The organism is Haloquadratum walsbyi C23 (assembly GCF_000237865.1).
In the GTDB taxonomy this organism is placed as follows: Archaea; Halobacteriota; Halobacteria; order Halobacteriales; family Haloferacaceae; genus Haloquadratum; species Haloquadratum walsbyi.
On record NC_017459.1, the window covers coordinates 427,464 to 444,397 of the forward strand.

The 16,934-nt window shown below is 47.8% G+C and carries 15 protein-coding genes, 1 tRNA gene and 2 pseudogenes; 7 read left to right on the forward strand and 11 right to left on the reverse strand.

From position 1 onward, the window contains the following. Positions 1–75: 75 nt before the first annotated feature. From HQRW_RS01875 to HQRW_RS01885, 3 genes are all read left to right on the forward strand, one after another. Positions 76–1,677 carry a bifunctional N(6)-L-threonylcarbamoyladenine synthase/serine/threonine protein kinase gene (locus tag HQRW_RS01875; RefSeq protein ID WP_014555234.1) on the forward strand — a complete coding sequence of 534 codons (1,602 nt, stop codon included), beginning with the start codon at positions 76–78 and terminating at the stop codon, positions 1,675–1,677. An 829-nt stretch (positions 1,678–2,506) separates the two neighbouring features. After that, positions 2,507–2,770, forward strand: coding sequence for a DUF5808 domain-containing protein (locus tag HQRW_RS01880; RefSeq protein ID WP_014555235.1), 264 nt, complete (start codon positions 2,507–2,509; stop codon positions 2,768–2,770). Positions 2,771–2,890: 120 nt separating this feature from the next. Then, positions 2,891–3,487, forward strand: a complete 597-nt coding sequence (locus HQRW_RS01885; RefSeq protein ID WP_048066926.1) for a non-canonical purine NTP pyrophosphatase — start codon at positions 2,891–2,893, stop codon at positions 3,485–3,487. Positions 3,488–3,566: 79 nt separating this feature from the next. Here the strand turns inward: HQRW_RS01885 and HQRW_RS16875 are convergent, their stop codons facing one another. From HQRW_RS16875 to citZ, 7 genes are all read right to left on the reverse strand, one after another. Beyond that, a complete protein-coding gene (locus HQRW_RS16875) occupies positions 3,567–4,046 on the reverse strand; it encodes a PIN domain-containing protein (protein ID WP_049892212.1) in 480 nt (159 codons plus the stop codon). A gap of 618 nt (positions 4,047–4,664) precedes the next feature. Next, the gene (locus HQRW_RS01895) at positions 4,665–5,324 is read right to left on the reverse strand and encodes a potassium channel family protein (protein WP_014555237.1); all 660 of its coding nucleotides are present in this window, start codon (positions 5,322–5,324) and stop codon (positions 4,665–4,667) included. 129 nt (positions 5,325–5,453) lie between these two features. Next, positions 5,454–6,122 carry a Gmad2 immunoglobulin-like domain-containing protein gene (locus tag HQRW_RS01900; RefSeq protein WP_014555238.1) on the reverse strand — a complete coding sequence of 223 codons (669 nt, stop codon included), beginning with the start codon at positions 6,120–6,122 and terminating at the stop codon, positions 5,454–5,456. A 175-nt stretch (positions 6,123–6,297) separates the two neighbouring features. Further along, positions 6,298–6,378: transfer RNA gene (locus tag HQRW_RS01905), tRNA-Ser, on the reverse strand. A 28-nt stretch (positions 6,379–6,406) separates the two neighbouring features. Continuing rightward, positions 6,407–6,610: a hypothetical protein gene (locus HQRW_RS01910; protein WP_014555239.1), complete on the reverse strand. Its 204-nt coding sequence runs from the start codon at positions 6,608–6,610 to the stop codon at positions 6,407–6,409. Between the two features lie 189 nt (positions 6,611–6,799). Then, positions 6,800–8,011, reverse strand: coding sequence for a threonine ammonia-lyase (gene ilvA, locus HQRW_RS01915; RefSeq protein ID WP_014555240.1), 1,212 nt, complete (start codon positions 8,009–8,011; stop codon positions 6,800–6,802). Positions 8,012–8,290: 279 nt separating this feature from the next. Continuing rightward, positions 8,291–9,427 carry a citrate synthase gene (gene citZ / locus HQRW_RS01920; protein ID WP_014555241.1) on the reverse strand — a complete coding sequence of 379 codons (1,137 nt, stop codon included), beginning with the start codon at positions 9,425–9,427 and terminating at the stop codon, positions 8,291–8,293. A gap of 928 nt (positions 9,428–10,355) precedes the next feature. Between citZ and HQRW_RS01925 the strand changes: the two genes are divergently transcribed. Continuing rightward, complete coding sequence (locus HQRW_RS01925) at positions 10,356–11,579, forward strand: potassium channel family protein (RefSeq protein ID WP_014555242.1); 1,224 nt, start codon at positions 10,356–10,358, stop codon at positions 11,577–11,579. A gap of 26 nt (positions 11,580–11,605) precedes the next feature. Here HQRW_RS01925 and HQRW_RS01930 read toward each other — a convergent pair whose 3' ends face one another. Further along, positions 11,606–11,896 (reverse strand): DUF7536 family protein, encoded by a 291-nt coding sequence (locus HQRW_RS01930; RefSeq protein ID WP_014555243.1) that lies wholly within the window; start codon positions 11,894–11,896, stop codon positions 11,606–11,608. Between the two features lie 144 nt (positions 11,897–12,040). On the opposite strand from HQRW_RS01930, the gene HQRW_RS01935 reads away from it, so the two are divergent. Both HQRW_RS01935 and HQRW_RS16320 read left to right on the forward strand, forming a co-directional pair. Then, a complete protein-coding gene (locus HQRW_RS01935) occupies positions 12,041–12,997 on the forward strand; it encodes a succinylglutamate desuccinylase/aspartoacylase family protein (protein WP_014555244.1) in 957 nt (318 codons plus the stop codon). 103 nt (positions 12,998–13,100) lie between these two features. Further along, entirely contained in the window at positions 13,101–13,259 is a 159-nt protein-coding gene (locus HQRW_RS16320; protein ID WP_231852386.1) for a hypothetical protein, read from the forward strand. A gap of 36 nt (positions 13,260–13,295) precedes the next feature. Here HQRW_RS16320 and HQRW_RS01940 read toward each other — a convergent pair. Further along, a pseudogene (locus HQRW_RS01940) lies at positions 13,296–14,321 on the reverse strand (RNA-guided endonuclease InsQ/TnpB family protein); the annotation flags it as partial. A gap of 2 nt (positions 14,322–14,323) precedes the next feature. Between HQRW_RS01940 and HQRW_RS14760 the strand changes: the two are divergent. Beyond that, positions 14,324–15,006 (forward strand): annotated as a pseudogene (locus tag HQRW_RS14760) (pyridoxal-phosphate dependent enzyme); the annotation flags it as partial. Between the two features lie 170 nt (positions 15,007–15,176). On the opposite strand, the gene HQRW_RS01955 reads toward HQRW_RS14760, so the two are convergent. Both HQRW_RS01955 and HQRW_RS01960 read right to left on the reverse strand, forming a co-directional pair. Continuing rightward, the gene (locus tag HQRW_RS01955; RefSeq protein ID WP_014555246.1) at positions 15,177–16,016 is read right to left on the reverse strand and encodes a protein-L-isoaspartate O-methyltransferase family protein; all 840 of its coding nucleotides are present in this window, start codon (positions 16,014–16,016) and stop codon (positions 15,177–15,179) included. 90 nt (positions 16,017–16,106) lie between these two features. Further along, positions 16,107–16,772, reverse strand: a complete 666-nt coding sequence (locus tag HQRW_RS01960; protein ID WP_049891543.1) for an HVO_0476 family zinc finger protein — start codon at positions 16,770–16,772, stop codon at positions 16,107–16,109. Positions 16,773–16,934 lie beyond the last annotated feature (162 nt).

A 16,934-nucleotide genomic window follows, 5' to 3' on the forward strand; every position in this document is an offset into this window, starting at 1 on the left:
ATTGTGGTAATGAATAACTGTATTCTCAGGACCCACTGTGTGAGTCATCCATCATAGTAAGATATCATATTTATTATGCGAATTCTTGGAATTGAAGGAACAGCATGGGCAGCAAGTGCGGCATTATACAATACGCATGATGAAACAATAGTAATTGAGTCTGACCCATATCAGCCTGACAGCGGTGGTCTGCATCCACGGGAAGCGGCTGAACATATGAGTACAGCACTCCCGGAGGTTATCTCAACTATTCTTGAGCGCGCGGTAAGTTCTGGGAACACAGATGCAATTGGAATTGACGCCATTGCATTTTCACGTGGTCCTGGACTTGGTCCATGTCTTCGAGTTGTTGGAACCGCCGCTCGAACGCTTACACAGGCGCTATCTGTCCCACTTATTGGGGTAAACCATATGATTGCACATCTTGAGATTGGACGTCATCAGTCTGGATTTACAACACCAGTCTGTCTCAATGCCTCAGGAGCCAACGCACATCTCCTTGGGTATCATCGTCGTCAGTATCAGGTGCTCGGTGAGACGATGGATACTGGTGTTGGGAATGCAATTGATAAATTCACCCGTCATCTTGGATGGAATCACCCTGGTGGACCGAAAGTCGAAGCGGCAGCGACTGATGGGAGTTATCATGACCTTCCATATGTTGTCAAAGGGATGGATTTTTCATTTTCAGGGATCATGTCAGCTGCCAAAGATGCCGTTGATAATGAGGTCCCTGTTGTTGATGTTTGTACAGGACTGCAAGAAACAATCTTTGCGATGTTAACTGAAGTTGCCGAACGGGCACTCTCCTTAACTGGGAGTAATGAACTTGTACTTGGTGGGGGAGTCGGACAGAACGATCGTCTTCGCGAGATGCTCTCAACAATGTGTACTGCTCGTGGTGCCTCATTTTATGCGCCTGAATCACGATTTCTTCGGGATAACGCAGGCATGATTGCTGTATTGGGTGCAGCGATGTATGAGGCTGGACAGACAATTTCAGTCAACGATTCTGCTGTTGATCCGACCTTCCGCCCGGATGCGGTTACTGTTATGTGGCGTGATGATGAAACATCAGTGACCCGTACCCCGGCAACACTCGATAAAACGCCAGTACGAGGGGCAGAGGCGATAGTGAGACGTATCAATGATCACGTCGTAAAACGCCGTGTTGAAAAGTCATATCGGCATCCTAAACTTGACACACGACTGCGTGCTGAACGGACACGGGCGGAAGCACGACTGACAAGTGCTGCACGGCGTCTTGGCGTTCCAACGCCTCTTATATTCGATGCTGACCCCGAGACAGGAACGTTAGTGTTTGAATATGTCGGTGAGACTGATCTCGCAGCAGACCTCACTGTGAGTCGGTGCCATGCGGTAGGGCAACATCTCGGGCGGATACATAATGCGGGTTTCGTCCATGGTGATCCAACAACACGGAATGTTCGTGTTGACTCAGCACAAAATTATCTTATTGATTTTGGGTTAGGATATCACACTGATCATGTTGAGGACCATGCAATGGATCTTCACGTCTTCATACAGAGCGTAACTGGAACTGCATCAGATCCTGCCCCGCTTATCACTGCATTTGAATCCGGATACGCTGAAACAGGAATATCGACTGTTCAATCACGACTTCGTGATATCGAGTCACGTGGACGCTATCATTGACATCCTCCTCCGGGTTCACGCGGAGGAATCCCGAGCGGTGGGAGTTTCAGGTTTCACACTCCCACCCCCACCGAACAACCAGCCAGTGCGAATCTGAAGGGTTGTTCGCGGTCTGAGGCGGGGGCGGGGGCGGGGGCGGGTGGGACTGCTGGCGGTGCCAAGCCGCCGGTACTCCTACTCCTATTCTCGACCATGTACGGCGTCCAAGCGCAAGCGTTGTTTTTGCCGCAGGGACGCCGGCAGGCGTTAGCAAACTCGGAGTTACTTTCAATGTTGCTTCCAAGCAGTCGGGCACAGCATCTGCATCTGCATCGGTTCATTATCGGAACCGACCGTTCACCAGACTGATTCCGATGATTGCCTGATTGCTTGGGGCGGACAGGCCGCCATCGTAGGACTGGCGGGAATCGCTCTGTTTCCAACCGATTCCTCTTTTATTGTGTGATCACCTGTCATTTAAATGTATGTATTTTGAAATTTGAATCGAGCGACAACAGTAGGATTTTGTGGGGCGTGACGGCGCGTATCCACGGCCTGTGGTGCTCCTGAAAACTTATTGAGGAATTCAATTCAAAATCTTGTCATAGAGTAGCTGCTGATACTGTTGCGTCGGACCGATGGTTCAAAATGTTTCATGGAGTACTAAAGGCCGTGGTATTGCGCCTGCTCAGCATATAATTCATCCATTAATACCGACAGTATCGATGGTATAATACACGCTCATGCTGCAAATGAGGGCGAAGAGAATCATAATGATGATTATAGATTGGATTGCAGTTTCGCTAGCTGATAGAAAAACAATTTATGACCGACTAGCGTAGCTATACATATGGACGAAGAAACGAAACAGGGAGATATATTCGGCGTCCCGTATAATTTCGAACGACCATCGCTCGGGCGACTAATAGCCGCTCGCTGGCAACCCGATTCGGGGATGATCGTCAAAAAACCGTTTGGAATCGGGTATACACTCAACCTTGCAAACTGGCGGTCATGGGTTGCACTTCTTGTTGTTGGGCTACTGCTCTTTCAAGAAGAACGAGGTAACAGTGAATCTGAAGATGATAGCCCTGTTGAGGTTATTGTTGACTGATCCGCGCGTATTCCGACGCTTATTGATACAGTCAATATGGAAGTTCATGCCAACAGTATACCGAGTGAAATCACAGCAGTTACGAATCAACACACGGTGGCACTATTCGTGAGTGCTGACATACTCCGATACGTTACGACAAATAGTGGGAAAGTCCGCGAAGCTCGACAATATCTTGACCCAGACGCAATTAAATCGTTGTCCTATGATTATACCGAGATTCAGGCGACATCCCTCCGTCCAATTGCAGCAACCGGAGCTCATGAAGCATATCATTATACCGATTCGCCAGTGCTCGTTGATGATGCTGGGTTGTTTATCGATGATTTTGATGGGTTTCCCGGTCCATACTCTGCCTTTGTCGAGAATACACTTGGTGTAAAGACTGTACAGCGCGTCGTTGAAAGTGAATCTGAGATATCAAGAGATGCTACTTTTCGATGTGTCCTTGCATACTGTGATGGAGAGGCAATTGAGCCATCAGATGATGAGTACCTAAACACAAATACAGATACAGAGACACCTCCAGTGAAACTATTCACTGGAGAAGTAAGCGGTCGTATTGTTCCCCCCCGGGGTAACGGTGGTTTTGGATATGACCCGATTTTCGAATATGATGGCATGACACTTGCTGAGCGTGATGCTGCTGAGAAAAACGAAATTTCACATCGTGGTCGCGCGTTGACAGCATTTGCTGAATGGTTCCAAGCGCGTTGACATCTCCTACCACTCTGAGCGTCAACACTATCTCGTAACTTTATATCATCCTTATTATGCCCAAGCCGCGATTATGCAATCATTGCATTCGCGAACCCCGATCAGGACCGGGGTAAGTATCAGTATCAGTATCACTGACGGTGGCATTATACAATCGGTCAGGTGAAAATACCGCTGTATATGCCGCTGGGTCACGAACGCTGACCGGGAACTGCCCACGAAGCGATGCACCCGCTTGGACTGACCGCAGTTGGTCATTGAATGAAAGAATATGCATAGCACCACCTCGGTATGCTGTTGCTAGTGCCGGATGATCATCAGGTGGATGTGTTACAATCGAGCACCAATCTGTCATATGCGCTCGCCATTCACGAGCGAGTTGATCTGTGGCTAATGTTGCGATGAGCGCTTGTGCATCGGTGAGTAATGTGTTGCTCGCAAAGAGCGTCATCCATGAATGCGTCCAGAGAATTTCAATTGCTTGTCGAGCATCAGTATCGCTCCCACAGAGAAAATCAGCGACGAAAACATCCGCATCAACCACAACAGATGTCGGCATTGGATCCGTAGCCGGTTCAGTAATACTCAGCTCAGACTCTGTCTGCGGTTCCTGTGCAGATATGGATGCTGACTCGGGCGGCGTTGGCGGTTTATTATCTCCCGTCTGACGTTCAGTGTCTGTCTGATACTCGCTGTTTTCAGAGGACTCTAACCTATCTGTTCGCCGGTCGTCAAGCAGTTGTTTGATTTGTGTCCGACCAATATCACCGTGTTCATTCATTAAATCAGCTGCCCGCTTGAGAAGCGTGCTCCACGAGTCTGTATTCATACAACCATCTAACCCCTACATGGATAGAAGCATAACGACCATACTGGGGCGCGGTGATGCAGATCAGTGTGAAATACCTGATAACCGATTGACCGTATGATCATATACCACCTGCAAACTGAATTACCTCGGGGACAAGCTCCCGAGGATTTACCATTTTGAGTCTGTACTGCACCGCACCGAACCCGCAGGCGAATTTAATTCTCCTCGATCTCCCCCTGAAGGGATCGACTGGAATTCACACCCGAATACTTGCTGTGTCCGTGAGGGTCGGCAGCTCTGTCTCGCCCAAAACAGTCACGGCGGGCATGAATTTAGTGTGTGGATGACATCAAGATGTAGAACCAGTCAATTATCACCCATGAGTGTCCGTCGGACTTCTATAAGGTTATTTTGCTCAACGACGAGTGCGAGTCTATCACCACTTTTGATTATTGTGGCTGGTAATGGAATCGTCATCGGCTCGTTTGCCCGACCATGTGCGTATATACGTCCATGATCGCCCAGTTCAATCTCATTCACCGTTTGATCAATGATCGGAGCATCAACCGGGACTGAAAGACTTGTTAAACTCAGCCCCTCAGTAAGCTCATCAAGCACGTTGAAGTTACCACCGAGAAGTGCGGTTTTAGCGCCCGCAGCTCCTAGCCGCTCTGGGTCGATTACGTCATCAACATCAGATTCATATTGTTCATATACATTTGAATTGATATCCTCGCTAATACGCATCACGACCCGACAACCATGCTGCTTTCCGGTCAAACAGGCAGCAAAATTAACCGTTGGGTCGTCGGTGAGTCCTCCAAGTGCAACGGCTTCATCGATACCCGCTTGTTTCAACACTGAAGCATCACTTCCGTCCCCTTCGATGACATCAAACCCGGCGTTATCAGCATGTGTAATTTTATCTGGGTCATTGTCAACAACAACGACATTGTATCCGTCTGTCTCAAGAATCTGTGCAGTCCGTGCGCCGACGCGCCCATACCCGACAATAACAAATGACATATCAAATTGTGATGTTCTACGAATACAAAATACTATACCGTCTTTTAGCGTCTGCAGAGAACGTCAGTATACTTTATCCCGAGGATGAATATAATACAGTTGTCTATTCCTTTCAGTCAGTTGTCTGAGTCATCGCCTATGCAATCGAAAGCTGGCGGCAATAAGGATAATTCCCACCGCTGCAATCGCAGTGATAGCAGTGAATCCAGGTGTTTCTGTTGTCTGTGTGGGTGATGGTGCCGCTGTGATGGTTGATCTTGTTGGGGTTTGTGTTGGGGTCGGCGTTGGTGTTGATGTTGACGTTGATGTTGCCGTCGGTGTTGCTGTTGGTGTCATATCTGGCGTAGCCGTCGGAGTAGGCGTCGACGCAACGATATTTACTGCTTTGATATCTGTTTCATCACCGGTCGATGCTTCAATTGTATACGAGCCGGGTTCGATGTCACCCAACTCAATCGTCACGCGCCATTCACCGGATTCACCCCACTGCTCGTCACTCGCGACCGTGACAATATCACCGCCATCACGACGTAATTCAACGATAATCACAGCATTATCTGGATCTCGATTTGTCACTCCACTAACAGTAAAGTCAGATCCAACTGTCACTGTTTGTGCACTCTGATTTTCGTTGATTCTCTCAATTTCGACATTTGCCTGTGTGAGCTCGATTCCTGTCACAGCTGTTGTCGAGCCGATGAATCCGACAGTCAAGCATAAAACGATGAGTGTTAACAGAAGCACCGATTTAATGTGATCTCTATCAATAGTAGCGCTGATAAGTCGTTTCAGTGACATTTATTGATCGCCTTACATAAAGTACTCTACTCTCTCGATACTCGAATGTGTTGTTACTACATCATGTACATATACTAGTGTCATACTCATCGTTATAACCACAACAAGCCATAATATTAGAGGTTGAGACTGGGCGCACTCAATCCACAAAATTCGCCAAGCAATAACAAGAAAACGCCGGAACAGGGATTTGAACCCTGGATCCCAGAGGGAACACGCTTTCCAGGCGTGCGCCTTACCACTCGGCCATTCCGGCTCTATTTAAATATAGTATATCATGCTGATTAAAATCTTCTGTTCGATAATAGCCGGACCTCGAATATATATGCAGTGCTCGCCACTATGATACCAATCATCACTGCAATGGCTACAAGTATCCAGAGACCGATATTTACCGGTCCGATAAGTAAGTAATACGCTTGGATTAATACACCAAATAACAGAATGCCAAGGAGACCCCAGAGGAGTGCAGATATAATCCGTTTCATTACTGAATCAGCAGCAAACCCTGTTACTCACAGCATGTGAATATAATGCAAAGAGTATTAGATATGATTGATCTGTCTCCAAACACGACATAGAAAAATTATCTGAAGCTATCTACTCTAATATATCGTTTGCTACATGTTGCATGCTATGATGATGATGAATCAAAAAGAAACCACATTGATACTGTGCTATACGAGTACCTCAACCGTATATCCGGACTCCCGAAGCGCAGATAATATCGTGTCGATATGGTCGTGTCCACGCGTTTCAAGATCTATCTCTACATCTGCCTCGTTCATTTCAACAGTTCGAGATGTCCTATCGTGTTGAATGGCATATATGTTCGCTTGGTAATCAGCGAGGATTGCAACGAGTTCCTCAAGCGCTCCCGGATAGTCTTCAAGTACTGTCCTGATACGCAGATACCGTCCAGTCTCAACAAGACCACGGATAAGAACAGTGGTTAGTCGATTCATATCGATATTGCCACCACATAATGCTGGAACAATTGTTTCGTTATTGCTATAATCAAATGCATCAGCAAGGACAGCAGCCATTGCAACAGCGCCAGCTCCCTCAACGAGCGTTTTTGAACGCTCAAGAATATACGTTACCGCGACAGCAATCTCATCATCAGTTACCGTCACAACATCATCAACACGGTCATCAATCACTGCAAATGGACGATCACCAATTCGACGTGTTGCGATTCCATCTGCAATTGTATTTACTGTCTCAAGTTTGTGAATTGAGCCGCTCGCGAGTGATTTCCGAGCAGATGCAGCGCCCTCCGCTTGCACACCAATAACTCGGATATCTGGATTATGCGCGGTCACAGCTGTTGCAATACCAGCAATCAGTCCACCGCCACCAATAGGCACTACAACAGTCTCAACATCAGGACAGTCCTCGATGATCTCAAGTCCAATTGTGCCTTGTCCTGCCATAACAGCTTTATCATCGAATGCATGCACATACGTCTGTCTAGATTCCTCAGCGAGTTGATGTGCATACGCCTGTGCTTCATCATAATCTGTCCCTTGAAGTACAGTATCACCACCATACCGCTCTGTGGCTTCAATTTTTGAAACAGGTGCTTGCTCAGGCATAACAATCGTTGCATCAACACCGGCGCGTGATGCTGCCAGTGCGACCCCTTGTGCATGATTCCCAGCACTTGCTGTGACGACGCCAGCAGCTTGTTCATCGGCTGAAAGCTTTGCAATACGATTTGTCGCACCTCGAATTTTAAACGCACCAGTTCGCTGTGTATTCTCAAGCTTTAGATGGATATCAGCACCTGTCATGGAACTAAATGTCGGTGAGCGCTGCATTGGAGTGCGTCTCACAACCGACATGATCCGGTCGCGCGCGGCTTCGATATCAGCAACTTCGAGCATTCAAATATATGCGATGGTACAGCGCTGCCTAATACTGTCGCTATTAATAATATAGCTATGCAATGATGGAATCTATCCATCTTGAGAAGACATGCTACCACTCATACATATATCATATATCAAAAGTGGGGGAAAGGGGGAATGCACGCATGTGACGTGCAAGTGTAATCATAATCCGCAGATACATAAATATCCGCCATGTGGAGTGAAAGTAAAAATCAACAGACAGAGGATTATTTATACAATAGTTTCACTCCGCCTTATTCGAGTGTATATGAATCAACGTTCTTCGACAGATTTGAACATTTCATCTTCATTGCCAACATATCGGGCTCGAGGTCGAATCAGTCGATTTTCATCATATTGTTCGAACGTGTGTGCAATCCACCCAGCAGTCCGTGCCATTGCAAAAATTGGCGTATAGATATCGATGGGAATTCCCATTTGATAATATGTTGATGCAGAGTAAAAGTCTACATTCGGGGCAAGTCCTTTATGATCGTCAATGTATTCCTCAATCGTAATTGAATAATTATACCAACACATTTCACCAGCAGCCTCTGCAAGTTCTTTTGAGCGCTCACCAAGAATTCTCGCACGTGGATCTTTAACATTATACACTCGGTGACCAAAGCCTGGAACCCGTCTTCCAGATTCAAGTGCGTCTTCAATCCACGTTACTGCGTCAGCATCGCTAGCATGAACCTCTTTGAGCATCCGCATCACATTTGCATTTGCACCACCGTGTAATGATCCCGAGAGAGTTCCAACCGCAGTAGTGATTGCGCAATGCAGATCGGATAACGTCGAGGCTGTCACTTTCGCCGAAAATGTGGAGGCATTGAGTCCATGGTCCGCATGTAAAACAAGTGCCATATCGAACGTTTCTGCAAGTACTGGGTCAGGTTCGGACCCATTCAGCATGTATAAGAAGTTTGCGGCATGGTCTAAATCAGGTCGTGGTGTGACCGGGTCATTACCCTCTCGACACCGCTGAAGTGCTGCAAGGGCTGTTGGGAGTTTAGCGGCAATCCGTCGCGCTTTTCGCGCATTTGCCTCGTGATCTGTCACTTCAGCATCAGCATCAGGGTCATATGCTGAAAGTGTCGAAACGATTGTTCGTAGCGCAGCCATTGGGGATTCATCAGCAGCAGCCAACCGCTCAATTTGCTCATATACACCCGTATTGATTGTTCGCTCCTCAATCATTGCATCAGTAAATGACTGAAGTTCATCACCAGTCGGAAGTCGACCATGCCATAGCAGATAGACGACTTCCTCATATGACGCTTTTTGAGCGAGGTCTTCGATGCTATATCCTCGATAGACGAGTTCTCCAGCATCACCGTCAATACAGCTGAGTTCCGACTCAGCAACGAGAACATCTTCCAGCCCACGTTTAACCTCGTCTGACATACCATTCGATTTTTATCCGTCTGAGAAAAGCGTTATCGTTTACGGACCGTTTGAGCCAGATACAATCACCAAATATCCGACCAAAGCATATTGCAGACAGTTATTCCTCTGAGCAGAGACGACACTCAGCGTATTGAACGAAGTCTATGCGTATATTAGGACTGTGACGCGATGCGCATAGCGTAAATATGGCGAATGTAATGTATCAATCTCAATGACACAGAATATAATTGTGACATCCTCCCCGCCGTAAGCGGCTGTCTCTTATTCATAAGTTTGTGGAGTCGTAACCGGACGTTTCAGACACTCTCAGAGGTATTTTGAACGCAAAAAATCGAGGCGAGAGGCGATTCAGACAGTGATATCGGCTTGGGGGTGACAGAACGCCGGTAATCAACTCCATTACAATTATTCCAAAGAGATGTTGAAACTGTAGATACCGAGGATTTCAGTCGTGCTCGCCGATCCCGTTCCACTAAAATCCTGACTCGAGTTGTGGGTAAGAGACAGCGCTAAAGCACACGGGGTTTTAGCGCCTGTCCCATCAATAAGCCAACAGATAGCACAGATCGAGTGTCCTAGGATCCAGACGTGAATATGTTATTGACATGACCATAGTGTACATCACACCGACTTTGAGTATATACGAGGACTGGCTGATACACATCTAAGCTTGAATATGGGCAGATCTTATAGGAAACTTCCTTGTAAGCCCAATCTGCAATAAAGTCACGTGAATGACTGGGTATGGTAAAGTAAGCTAGTTCATGAGCATACAGTATCCAGACAATGATTCGAGCGTGAGTGAGCGAACTCATCGCTGGATTCATTCCGCAACTAGAGATATATTCTCATTTCACTCGATACACATTTCAATAGTATAACAACTCATCAACTATTTTTATCATCGCACCACCAATGAATCCATATGGATCGTGATGTGGAGTACGAACCGGTTAATGTCAAGACTATTCTTGCGGAGATGAAAGATACCGCTGAATTACTTATCGATCTCTCGTACTCCGCTGTTCTTCATGAGAGTGACGAAATCGCTGATGAGGTTCTCGATCTTGAAGCACGGATGGACCGACTTCAATTACAGGGACGAATGAGTCTCCTGATGGCGGCACGTCGTCCAGAGGATGCAGAACAACTCGCTCCTGTTCTTGGCGTGATGGCGGCTGCAGAGAAGATCTCAAATGCTGCTGGTGATATTGCGAAGGTCGTTGTTGAGGACATCGGTCTTCCAAATGCTATTCGTGGCTCTCTTCCAGGTGCTGTCGAAGTATTAATTCGAGCGACAGTTGAGTCTGGTTCACGGTACGCTGATCATACTCTCGCCGAAATAAACATGGAGACAGAATCCGGTGTTCGGGTGATTGCAATCCGTCGTAATGCGGTCACTGGAAAACAGCAGTGGTTGATAAACCCTGGAGCTGATACACATCTTTATGAGGGCGATTCGGTTCTTCTTCGTGGACCACAAGATGGAGTTGCAACGGTATATGCGGCTGCCACAGGGGAATCATATGAGCCGCCTGTTGTCACGAAGGAACCGATCGATGATCTTGAGCGTGCTGTCAATTCAATAACACTTATGAAGGATATGAGTGAACTTGCTGTCGATCTAGCGTATGGAGCAGTATTATTTGAGAGCACAGGAGTCGCAGAGGAAGTAAAAGAATTAGAAGCAGAGGTTGATGCACTCAAATCACGGTTTGAGGCATGGACGCTGCGTGCGGCTACCAGACTAGCGGATCCGGTTCGTCTTCGAGGGCTTGTTCATATTGCTTCAGCGACTGAAGTTATCTCTGATGCTGCATTAGAAATCAGCGAGGGTGTACTTCGGGGAATTGATGCACATCCAGTTGTCGCCGCAGCGGTTGAGGAATCTGATGAAGTCATCGTCCGACTGTCAGTTGGCGTTGAAAGTCAATTATCTGGTCGAACTCTTGGGGCAGAACAGGTTAAGACCGAAACTGGCATGCGCGTGATTGCCGTTCGACGTGGTAACGATGATGATGGATGGGTTGTACAGCCAGGACCAAAGACCGAACTCCGTGCGGGTGATACCATCATCGCGAAGGGGACGCGCGCTGGTGCACAGCTGCTTGGTGATGCAGTCGACGATCCACAGTCATTCGAGGTGTAATATCTGTGCTTCTAATTTTCAACATTCTATAATTCCCGAATCAACCGGACTGCGCTCACAACTGTGAGTATCGTTGTTACAAGCAGTGCTGTTGATGTTGCAAGGACAAATGCAAGCACAATAAACCAACCCTCCGGTCCAACGACTGGATACTGTCGAGTTCCTGCAAATGGACCAAGGATTTCGAATATACGGGCAACATAAACAATTATTGCCAGCACAATGCCAACAGCAACACCGATAATTGCATTTCGAGGCACTTTCAGCGCAGTAATCAGCCCTGATTGTTCTGGACGATCGGGTATCTCGTTGCTCATTATATTCGAAAGATTATCAATGTCGGTATCATCCCACGTAGGATGCGCACCCACTAAATTAAATCGATAGTATACGGTGGAATATTCATCGTGAAGGAATCTGACACCGAATCCATAAAGGGAACTGCCACTGACTATTCATTAATGACCACACTCGGTACGGCGAGTGCGGCCCCGGGTGAAATTGATACGGGCCGACTTGAGATTGGGGAGACACGTGATGGGACAACTGTTGGGCTCCCCTGCGCAGTTGTTGAAGGAGCTTCTGATGGACAAACCCTCTATGTACAGGCTGCTTCTGATGGTGATGAATTGAATGGGATTGGTGTATTAAACCGTGTGATTCCTCAAGTTGATCCGGCTGTTCTCTCTGGGACTGTGCTTGCTGTTGGTATTGTGAATTATCATGGATTTCAGATTGCAGAACATCGAAATCCAATTGACGACACGAAAATGAATCGAGCGTATCCTGGTAATGAATCTGGAACATCATCAGAGCGGATTGCTGCGGTTACATTCGCAGCCGCGAAGCGGGCGGATCTTATCTTAGATCTTCATCAGGGGTCAACCTCACAAATGATTGACGAAGTGCGTGTTCGGTGTGGTCGCCGGCATCGACTCCACGATGAATGTCTTGGGCTTGCAAAAACATTTGGATGCGGCTATGTGTTTGACCAGAAGGGTCCAAACGGTCAACTCGCCCGTGTCGCCCCTGATGAGGGTATTCCAACGGTTGATCCTGAACTCGGTGGATGTATTGGTTGGGATGGTGAGAGTATTGACATTGGTGTTCGGGGAGTGTTCAATGTCCTTCGTGAATACGGATTTCTCGATGGAACAGTATCAAAATCTCGTCAAACCCGTGCACGAGGTTTTGATCAATATGGGTCACCAGCCGGTGGATTGATTCAATTCGAAGCTGAACTTGGCGAGCGGATTAAAACCGGTGACGTACTCTTTGAAGTAACAGACATCTTTGGTGAACTGAAAGCGCGTATTACTGCTGATAACGACGGTGTATTTTGGCGATCACGACGACTTCCACAGGTCGCGACCGGAGAGTATGTCTGCTCCGTCGGAACGAGCGTTGATTCATATTGAGAAAATAATGTCAGCATTACCGACATCACTTCAATTATGCTGTCATGTATGTGGTCAACAATATAACGATAGGTGGGTATGGCGGTGTCATTGTGGTTCGCCCTTGGATTTCGCCGTTTCACAGACTCCAGACGGCGAACCACCTGCGTCACCGACATGGAGAGATACCACCGATGGACTTTGGGCATTCACAGACCTGCTTCCGGTTGAGCCTACGGTCTCCCTTGGTGAGGGATTAACCCCACTTGTGAACCCACTCTAAGGTCAAGCCCCGGGGCTTCCTGCCTCAACGACGTTGTCAGACTGCGTCTGACAGCCCACCAGACGGAGTCTGGTGAACGCACTTTGCATCCACACGCTCTCGCTGAGGTGTGAACGTAGGGAGCGCAGTCTGCACAGGTCGTTCGAAAATCGAAGATTTTCGTGATCACGAGAGACTTCGTATCTCGGACGACGTTAATTCGGAGCGTCCCGCCCCTAACTGCTTCAAACCACGATTAAGAATATTCTTCGCTGCGTTCAACTCACGGTCTTCAGTATGACCGCACGCAGGACAGGAGTGCTCTCGCACCCAAATCGGTTTTTCCGTCTCAACACTACACACAGCACACTCTTTGGTCGTCCCTTCCGGTTTCACCTTCTCAACATGGGTGCCATGTAGGTCAGCCTTGTACTCCAGCAACTCGATAAATCGTGACCACGCGGCATCTTGCTTGTTTTTCGCGTTCTGGCTCGTTTCCAGCATTGGCTTCACGTCTACGTCTAGGTCTTCGACAGCCACAACGTCGTACTCTTGCACCAGCCACGTCGTGAGTTTGTGCTGGTAGTTACGCATCTTCCGCTTAATTGCTCGTTTCGCTTGAGCGACCTTTCGGTGTTGCTTCTCCCAGTTACTCGAGCCGTGTTCTTTTCGTGAGAGTTTCCGTTGCTCGCGGGCGTAACGGTCGTACTCATCCGACAGGTCAAGTGTACCCACGGACAGGTTTTCAGAGGTGTAGATGTAGCTCGTGATACCGAGGTCAACACCAATACAGTCGTCTGGGTCAATCTCGGTGAGTGGCGGTTTCTCAGGTGTGTCTTCGACAGTGGTGACGAGTGAGACGTACCACTCACCGGTCGGCTCTTTCTTGAGGATTCCCTCATCAATATCGCCCGCTGGTGGTACGTCACGATTTGCACGTATTTTGAACCAGCCGATTTTTTCGAGTCGGAGTCGCACGAATCCCTCATCGCCCGTGTTGTGATCCACGTTGAAGCGACTAGACTGATTGTACGACACCGACCGAAACTCACCACGACCTTGCCAACGCAACCGCCCGACATCGGAGTGAAATATATATTCCAGCGTCAATCAAGCCAGCAAAACGACGGGCAATTGAACGCACTGGGGCAACGCCGATTAGTATCGAAGGATCTCGTGAGCAAGTCACAAAAGCGTGTATTGAAACCGTGAAGTCCGATGAGGCGTGGTATGCCTCACATGCATGGAATCCCGCCTTCTTTGCGGAGACAGCAACATTTGCTGAAGTATGTGCACAGCGTGGATGGAGTGCACCAGACGTCGTTGTAATGCCACTTGGTCACGGTACATTATTCCTTGACGCATATCGTGGCTTTGTTGATCTGTTGAACGCGGGATGGATTGACTCACTCCCGCGACTCCTTGTGCACAGGCGACTGGACATGCACCAATCGCACGTGAGCTTCATGACATTTCAACAGCGCCGACAAAAGTGAATAACCGTGTTGATGGAATCCAGATTGCGGAACCTGTCCGCCGTAAGCAGATCCTTACAGCTATTAATTCCACTGATGGTGATGCAATTGCACTTTCCGCTGATGTTGTTGATACGACAGTCGATGCACTTCACGCCCGGGGATTCTATACTGAGCCCACCTGTGCAATTGCCCCGGCTGCACTTGACATCTATCGGGATCGGGAGATAATTGCAGCTCATGATGATGTTGTGGTTCCACTCACTGGAAGCGGGCTGAAGACGACTATATAACAAATTTTGATGCGTAATCTTCGCTGACACTCGTTGTATCGATATTTATACTAATATATGGTGTCTTAGAGATATCTAAGAGAAATGCGATTCATCAAACGTGGAGTATATATGATATCAAGAGTATCATTTCTGTAGATTTAGGACAGTCTACTGCCCCTGATAGGAATTTAATGTTGGTTTTTATCCCAATCAATCCACTCCTGCTCCCACCCAGTTGGTGCAAAATATCCACTCTCATCGAATTCAGCGTCTTCACGGACCGTTCGGTTCCGCGCTGGACCATCACCGCTTTCACCTTCAACCAACAGTGGATCTAGTGCGACTGCACCCTGTTCAGTAAGTATGTTCCCCTGTGCATCAACAGTTGCAATTGTTTGCGATGGTCCTCCCAATGGAATGACCAATCGCCCATTGGCTGTGAGTTGATTGAGAAGTGCTTTCGGTGGTTCGAGCGATGCGGCTTCAACGAGAATTCGGTTAAATGGCGCATACTCAGGTAATCCATGTGCACCATCGCGCGTATCAACAAGAACACCCTCATATCCAGCTACTTCAAGATTTGACCGTGCTGTATGGACAACTTGGCGATTAATATCGATTGCGTGAACATGCCGCTCATCGGTAAGCTCAGCGAGCACTGCTGCAGTATATCCAACACCAGCACCAACAACAAGCACATCATCTGAGGCTGTTTCATGTGTACTCTCACCCTTGGCTATACTCTTGTCTGCACTCTCAGGATTTTCCGTGGACTCAGGTGAATTCAACTGGACATTGATATCTGGTTCTGTTGAGATGTGCAGTGCAGTAAGCAATCGTGCAACGACGCTTGGGGCGAGAATTGTCGTTCCGATATGCTCAGAGGAACTATTCTGATAGGGCGCATCTTCAACAAATGGTTCCCGCGGAACAGTGCGCATTGCATGAGAAACAGGCGCAGCGACGCTGACATCAAGCTGTGTTTCAACGCTGTTGACCATATCTTCACGGAGTACCGCGGGGTCCATATGGGTATAATGACGGATGCGTCCTAATCAACTATACGCTCTGGCGTCTGGTGACAGGCGACAAGCGACAAGCGACAGGTGATGTTACACTCACCACGCTGACCATGCAGACGTTGTCTGGTCAGTTCCATAGACTCGTTTGATATCTCTTGCGTACACCATGTCACCATCATGCTCAAGCTTCCCATGTCTATATTCTGGCGCGTCCCTTCGAACTTGGATTGCCTTGATTAAAAACTCCTCATCACCGAATGACACTGTCTCACCGACTGTGAACTCATGATCTCCCGGCAATTGAATCTCAAAACTCCGTGTCGATTCACGCGCTCCCGTTCCTTCTTTCGGATTAACAGTTGCACTCACGGCGACATTATCGATTGCACGAGTCCAGATTGTTCTAATATCTCCAACAGATGCCTCCTCTGCCCGTTGTTCAGGACCAACTTCAATACCAGTGACTCGAACTAACATGATCGCAGCATCACTATCAACGATGAATTCATCACCAACGGCAATCTGCTCCTCAGGCGATACCTCTGTCGTCGTTGCAAAGGAATCTCCATCCTGTGAAATAATAACATCGCGTTCAATCTCCTGTTGCGTTTCAGCTGAAACTTTATGTACATGACCACATGCGGTGCAGCGGACGGTATGTCGTCCTCCACCCTTGCTTAGCACCTCATGTACGGTCGGCTCTGAAGGCGAACAAGAGGGGCATCCAACACCACGTCGGTTTTGTGACATACTCATATTCATAGATATTCTATGGATGGGTAAAAATCCGCCTTTTCAGCAGATTGACTTTGTGAACCTAGCTCACTCTTCTTTTATTTGTGGAGCCAACAGAGGCTTCGAGTAAAAAACCACGACAATCGAAGTAGGGGCGATGCAATCAGATGTCTGAAAAGATAACTTAGG

Bases quoted from the DNA above. Each gene is read 5' to 3' on its own strand.
- HQRW_RS01875 (WP_014555234.1), top strand. From the start codon at position 76: ATGCGAATTCTTGGAATTGAAGGAACAGCATGGGCAGCAAGTGCGGCA.
- HQRW_RS01880 (WP_014555235.1), top strand. From the start codon at position 2,507: ATGGACGAAGAAACGAAACAGGGAGATATATTCGGCGTCCCGTATAAT.
- HQRW_RS16875 (WP_049892212.1), bottom strand. From the start codon at position 4,046: ATGCCGACATCTGTTGTGGTTGATGCGGATGTTTTCGTCGCTGATTTT.
- HQRW_RS01895 (WP_014555237.1), bottom strand. From the start codon at position 5,324: ATGTCATTTGTTATTGTCGGGTATGGGCGCGTCGGCGCACGGACTGCA.
- HQRW_RS01900 (WP_014555238.1), bottom strand. From the start codon at position 6,122: ATGTCACTGAAACGACTTATCAGCGCTACTATTGATAGAGATCACATT.
- HQRW_RS01910 (WP_014555239.1), bottom strand. From the start codon at position 6,610: ATGAAACGGATTATATCTGCACTCCTCTGGGGTCTCCTTGGCATTCTG.
- ilvA (WP_014555240.1), bottom strand. From the start codon at position 8,011: ATGCTCGAAGTTGCTGATATCGAAGCCGCGCGCGACCGGATCATGTCG.
- citZ (WP_014555241.1), bottom strand. From the start codon at position 9,427: ATGTCAGACGAGGTTAAACGTGGGCTGGAAGATGTTCTCGTTGCTGAG.
- HQRW_RS01925 (WP_014555242.1), top strand. From the start codon at position 10,356: ATGGATCGTGATGTGGAGTACGAACCGGTTAATGTCAAGACTATTCTT.
- HQRW_RS01930 (WP_014555243.1), bottom strand. From the start codon at position 11,896: ATGAGCAACGAGATACCCGATCGTCCAGAACAATCAGGGCTGATTACT.
- HQRW_RS01935 (WP_014555244.1), top strand. From the start codon at position 12,041: ATGACCACACTCGGTACGGCGAGTGCGGCCCCGGGTGAAATTGATACG.
- HQRW_RS01955 (WP_014555246.1), bottom strand. From the start codon at position 16,016: ATGGACCCCGCGGTACTCCGTGAAGATATGGTCAACAGCGTTGAAACA.
- HQRW_RS01960 (WP_049891543.1), bottom strand. From the start codon at position 16,772: ATGAATATGAGTATGTCACAAAACCGACGTGGTGTTGGATGCCCCTCT.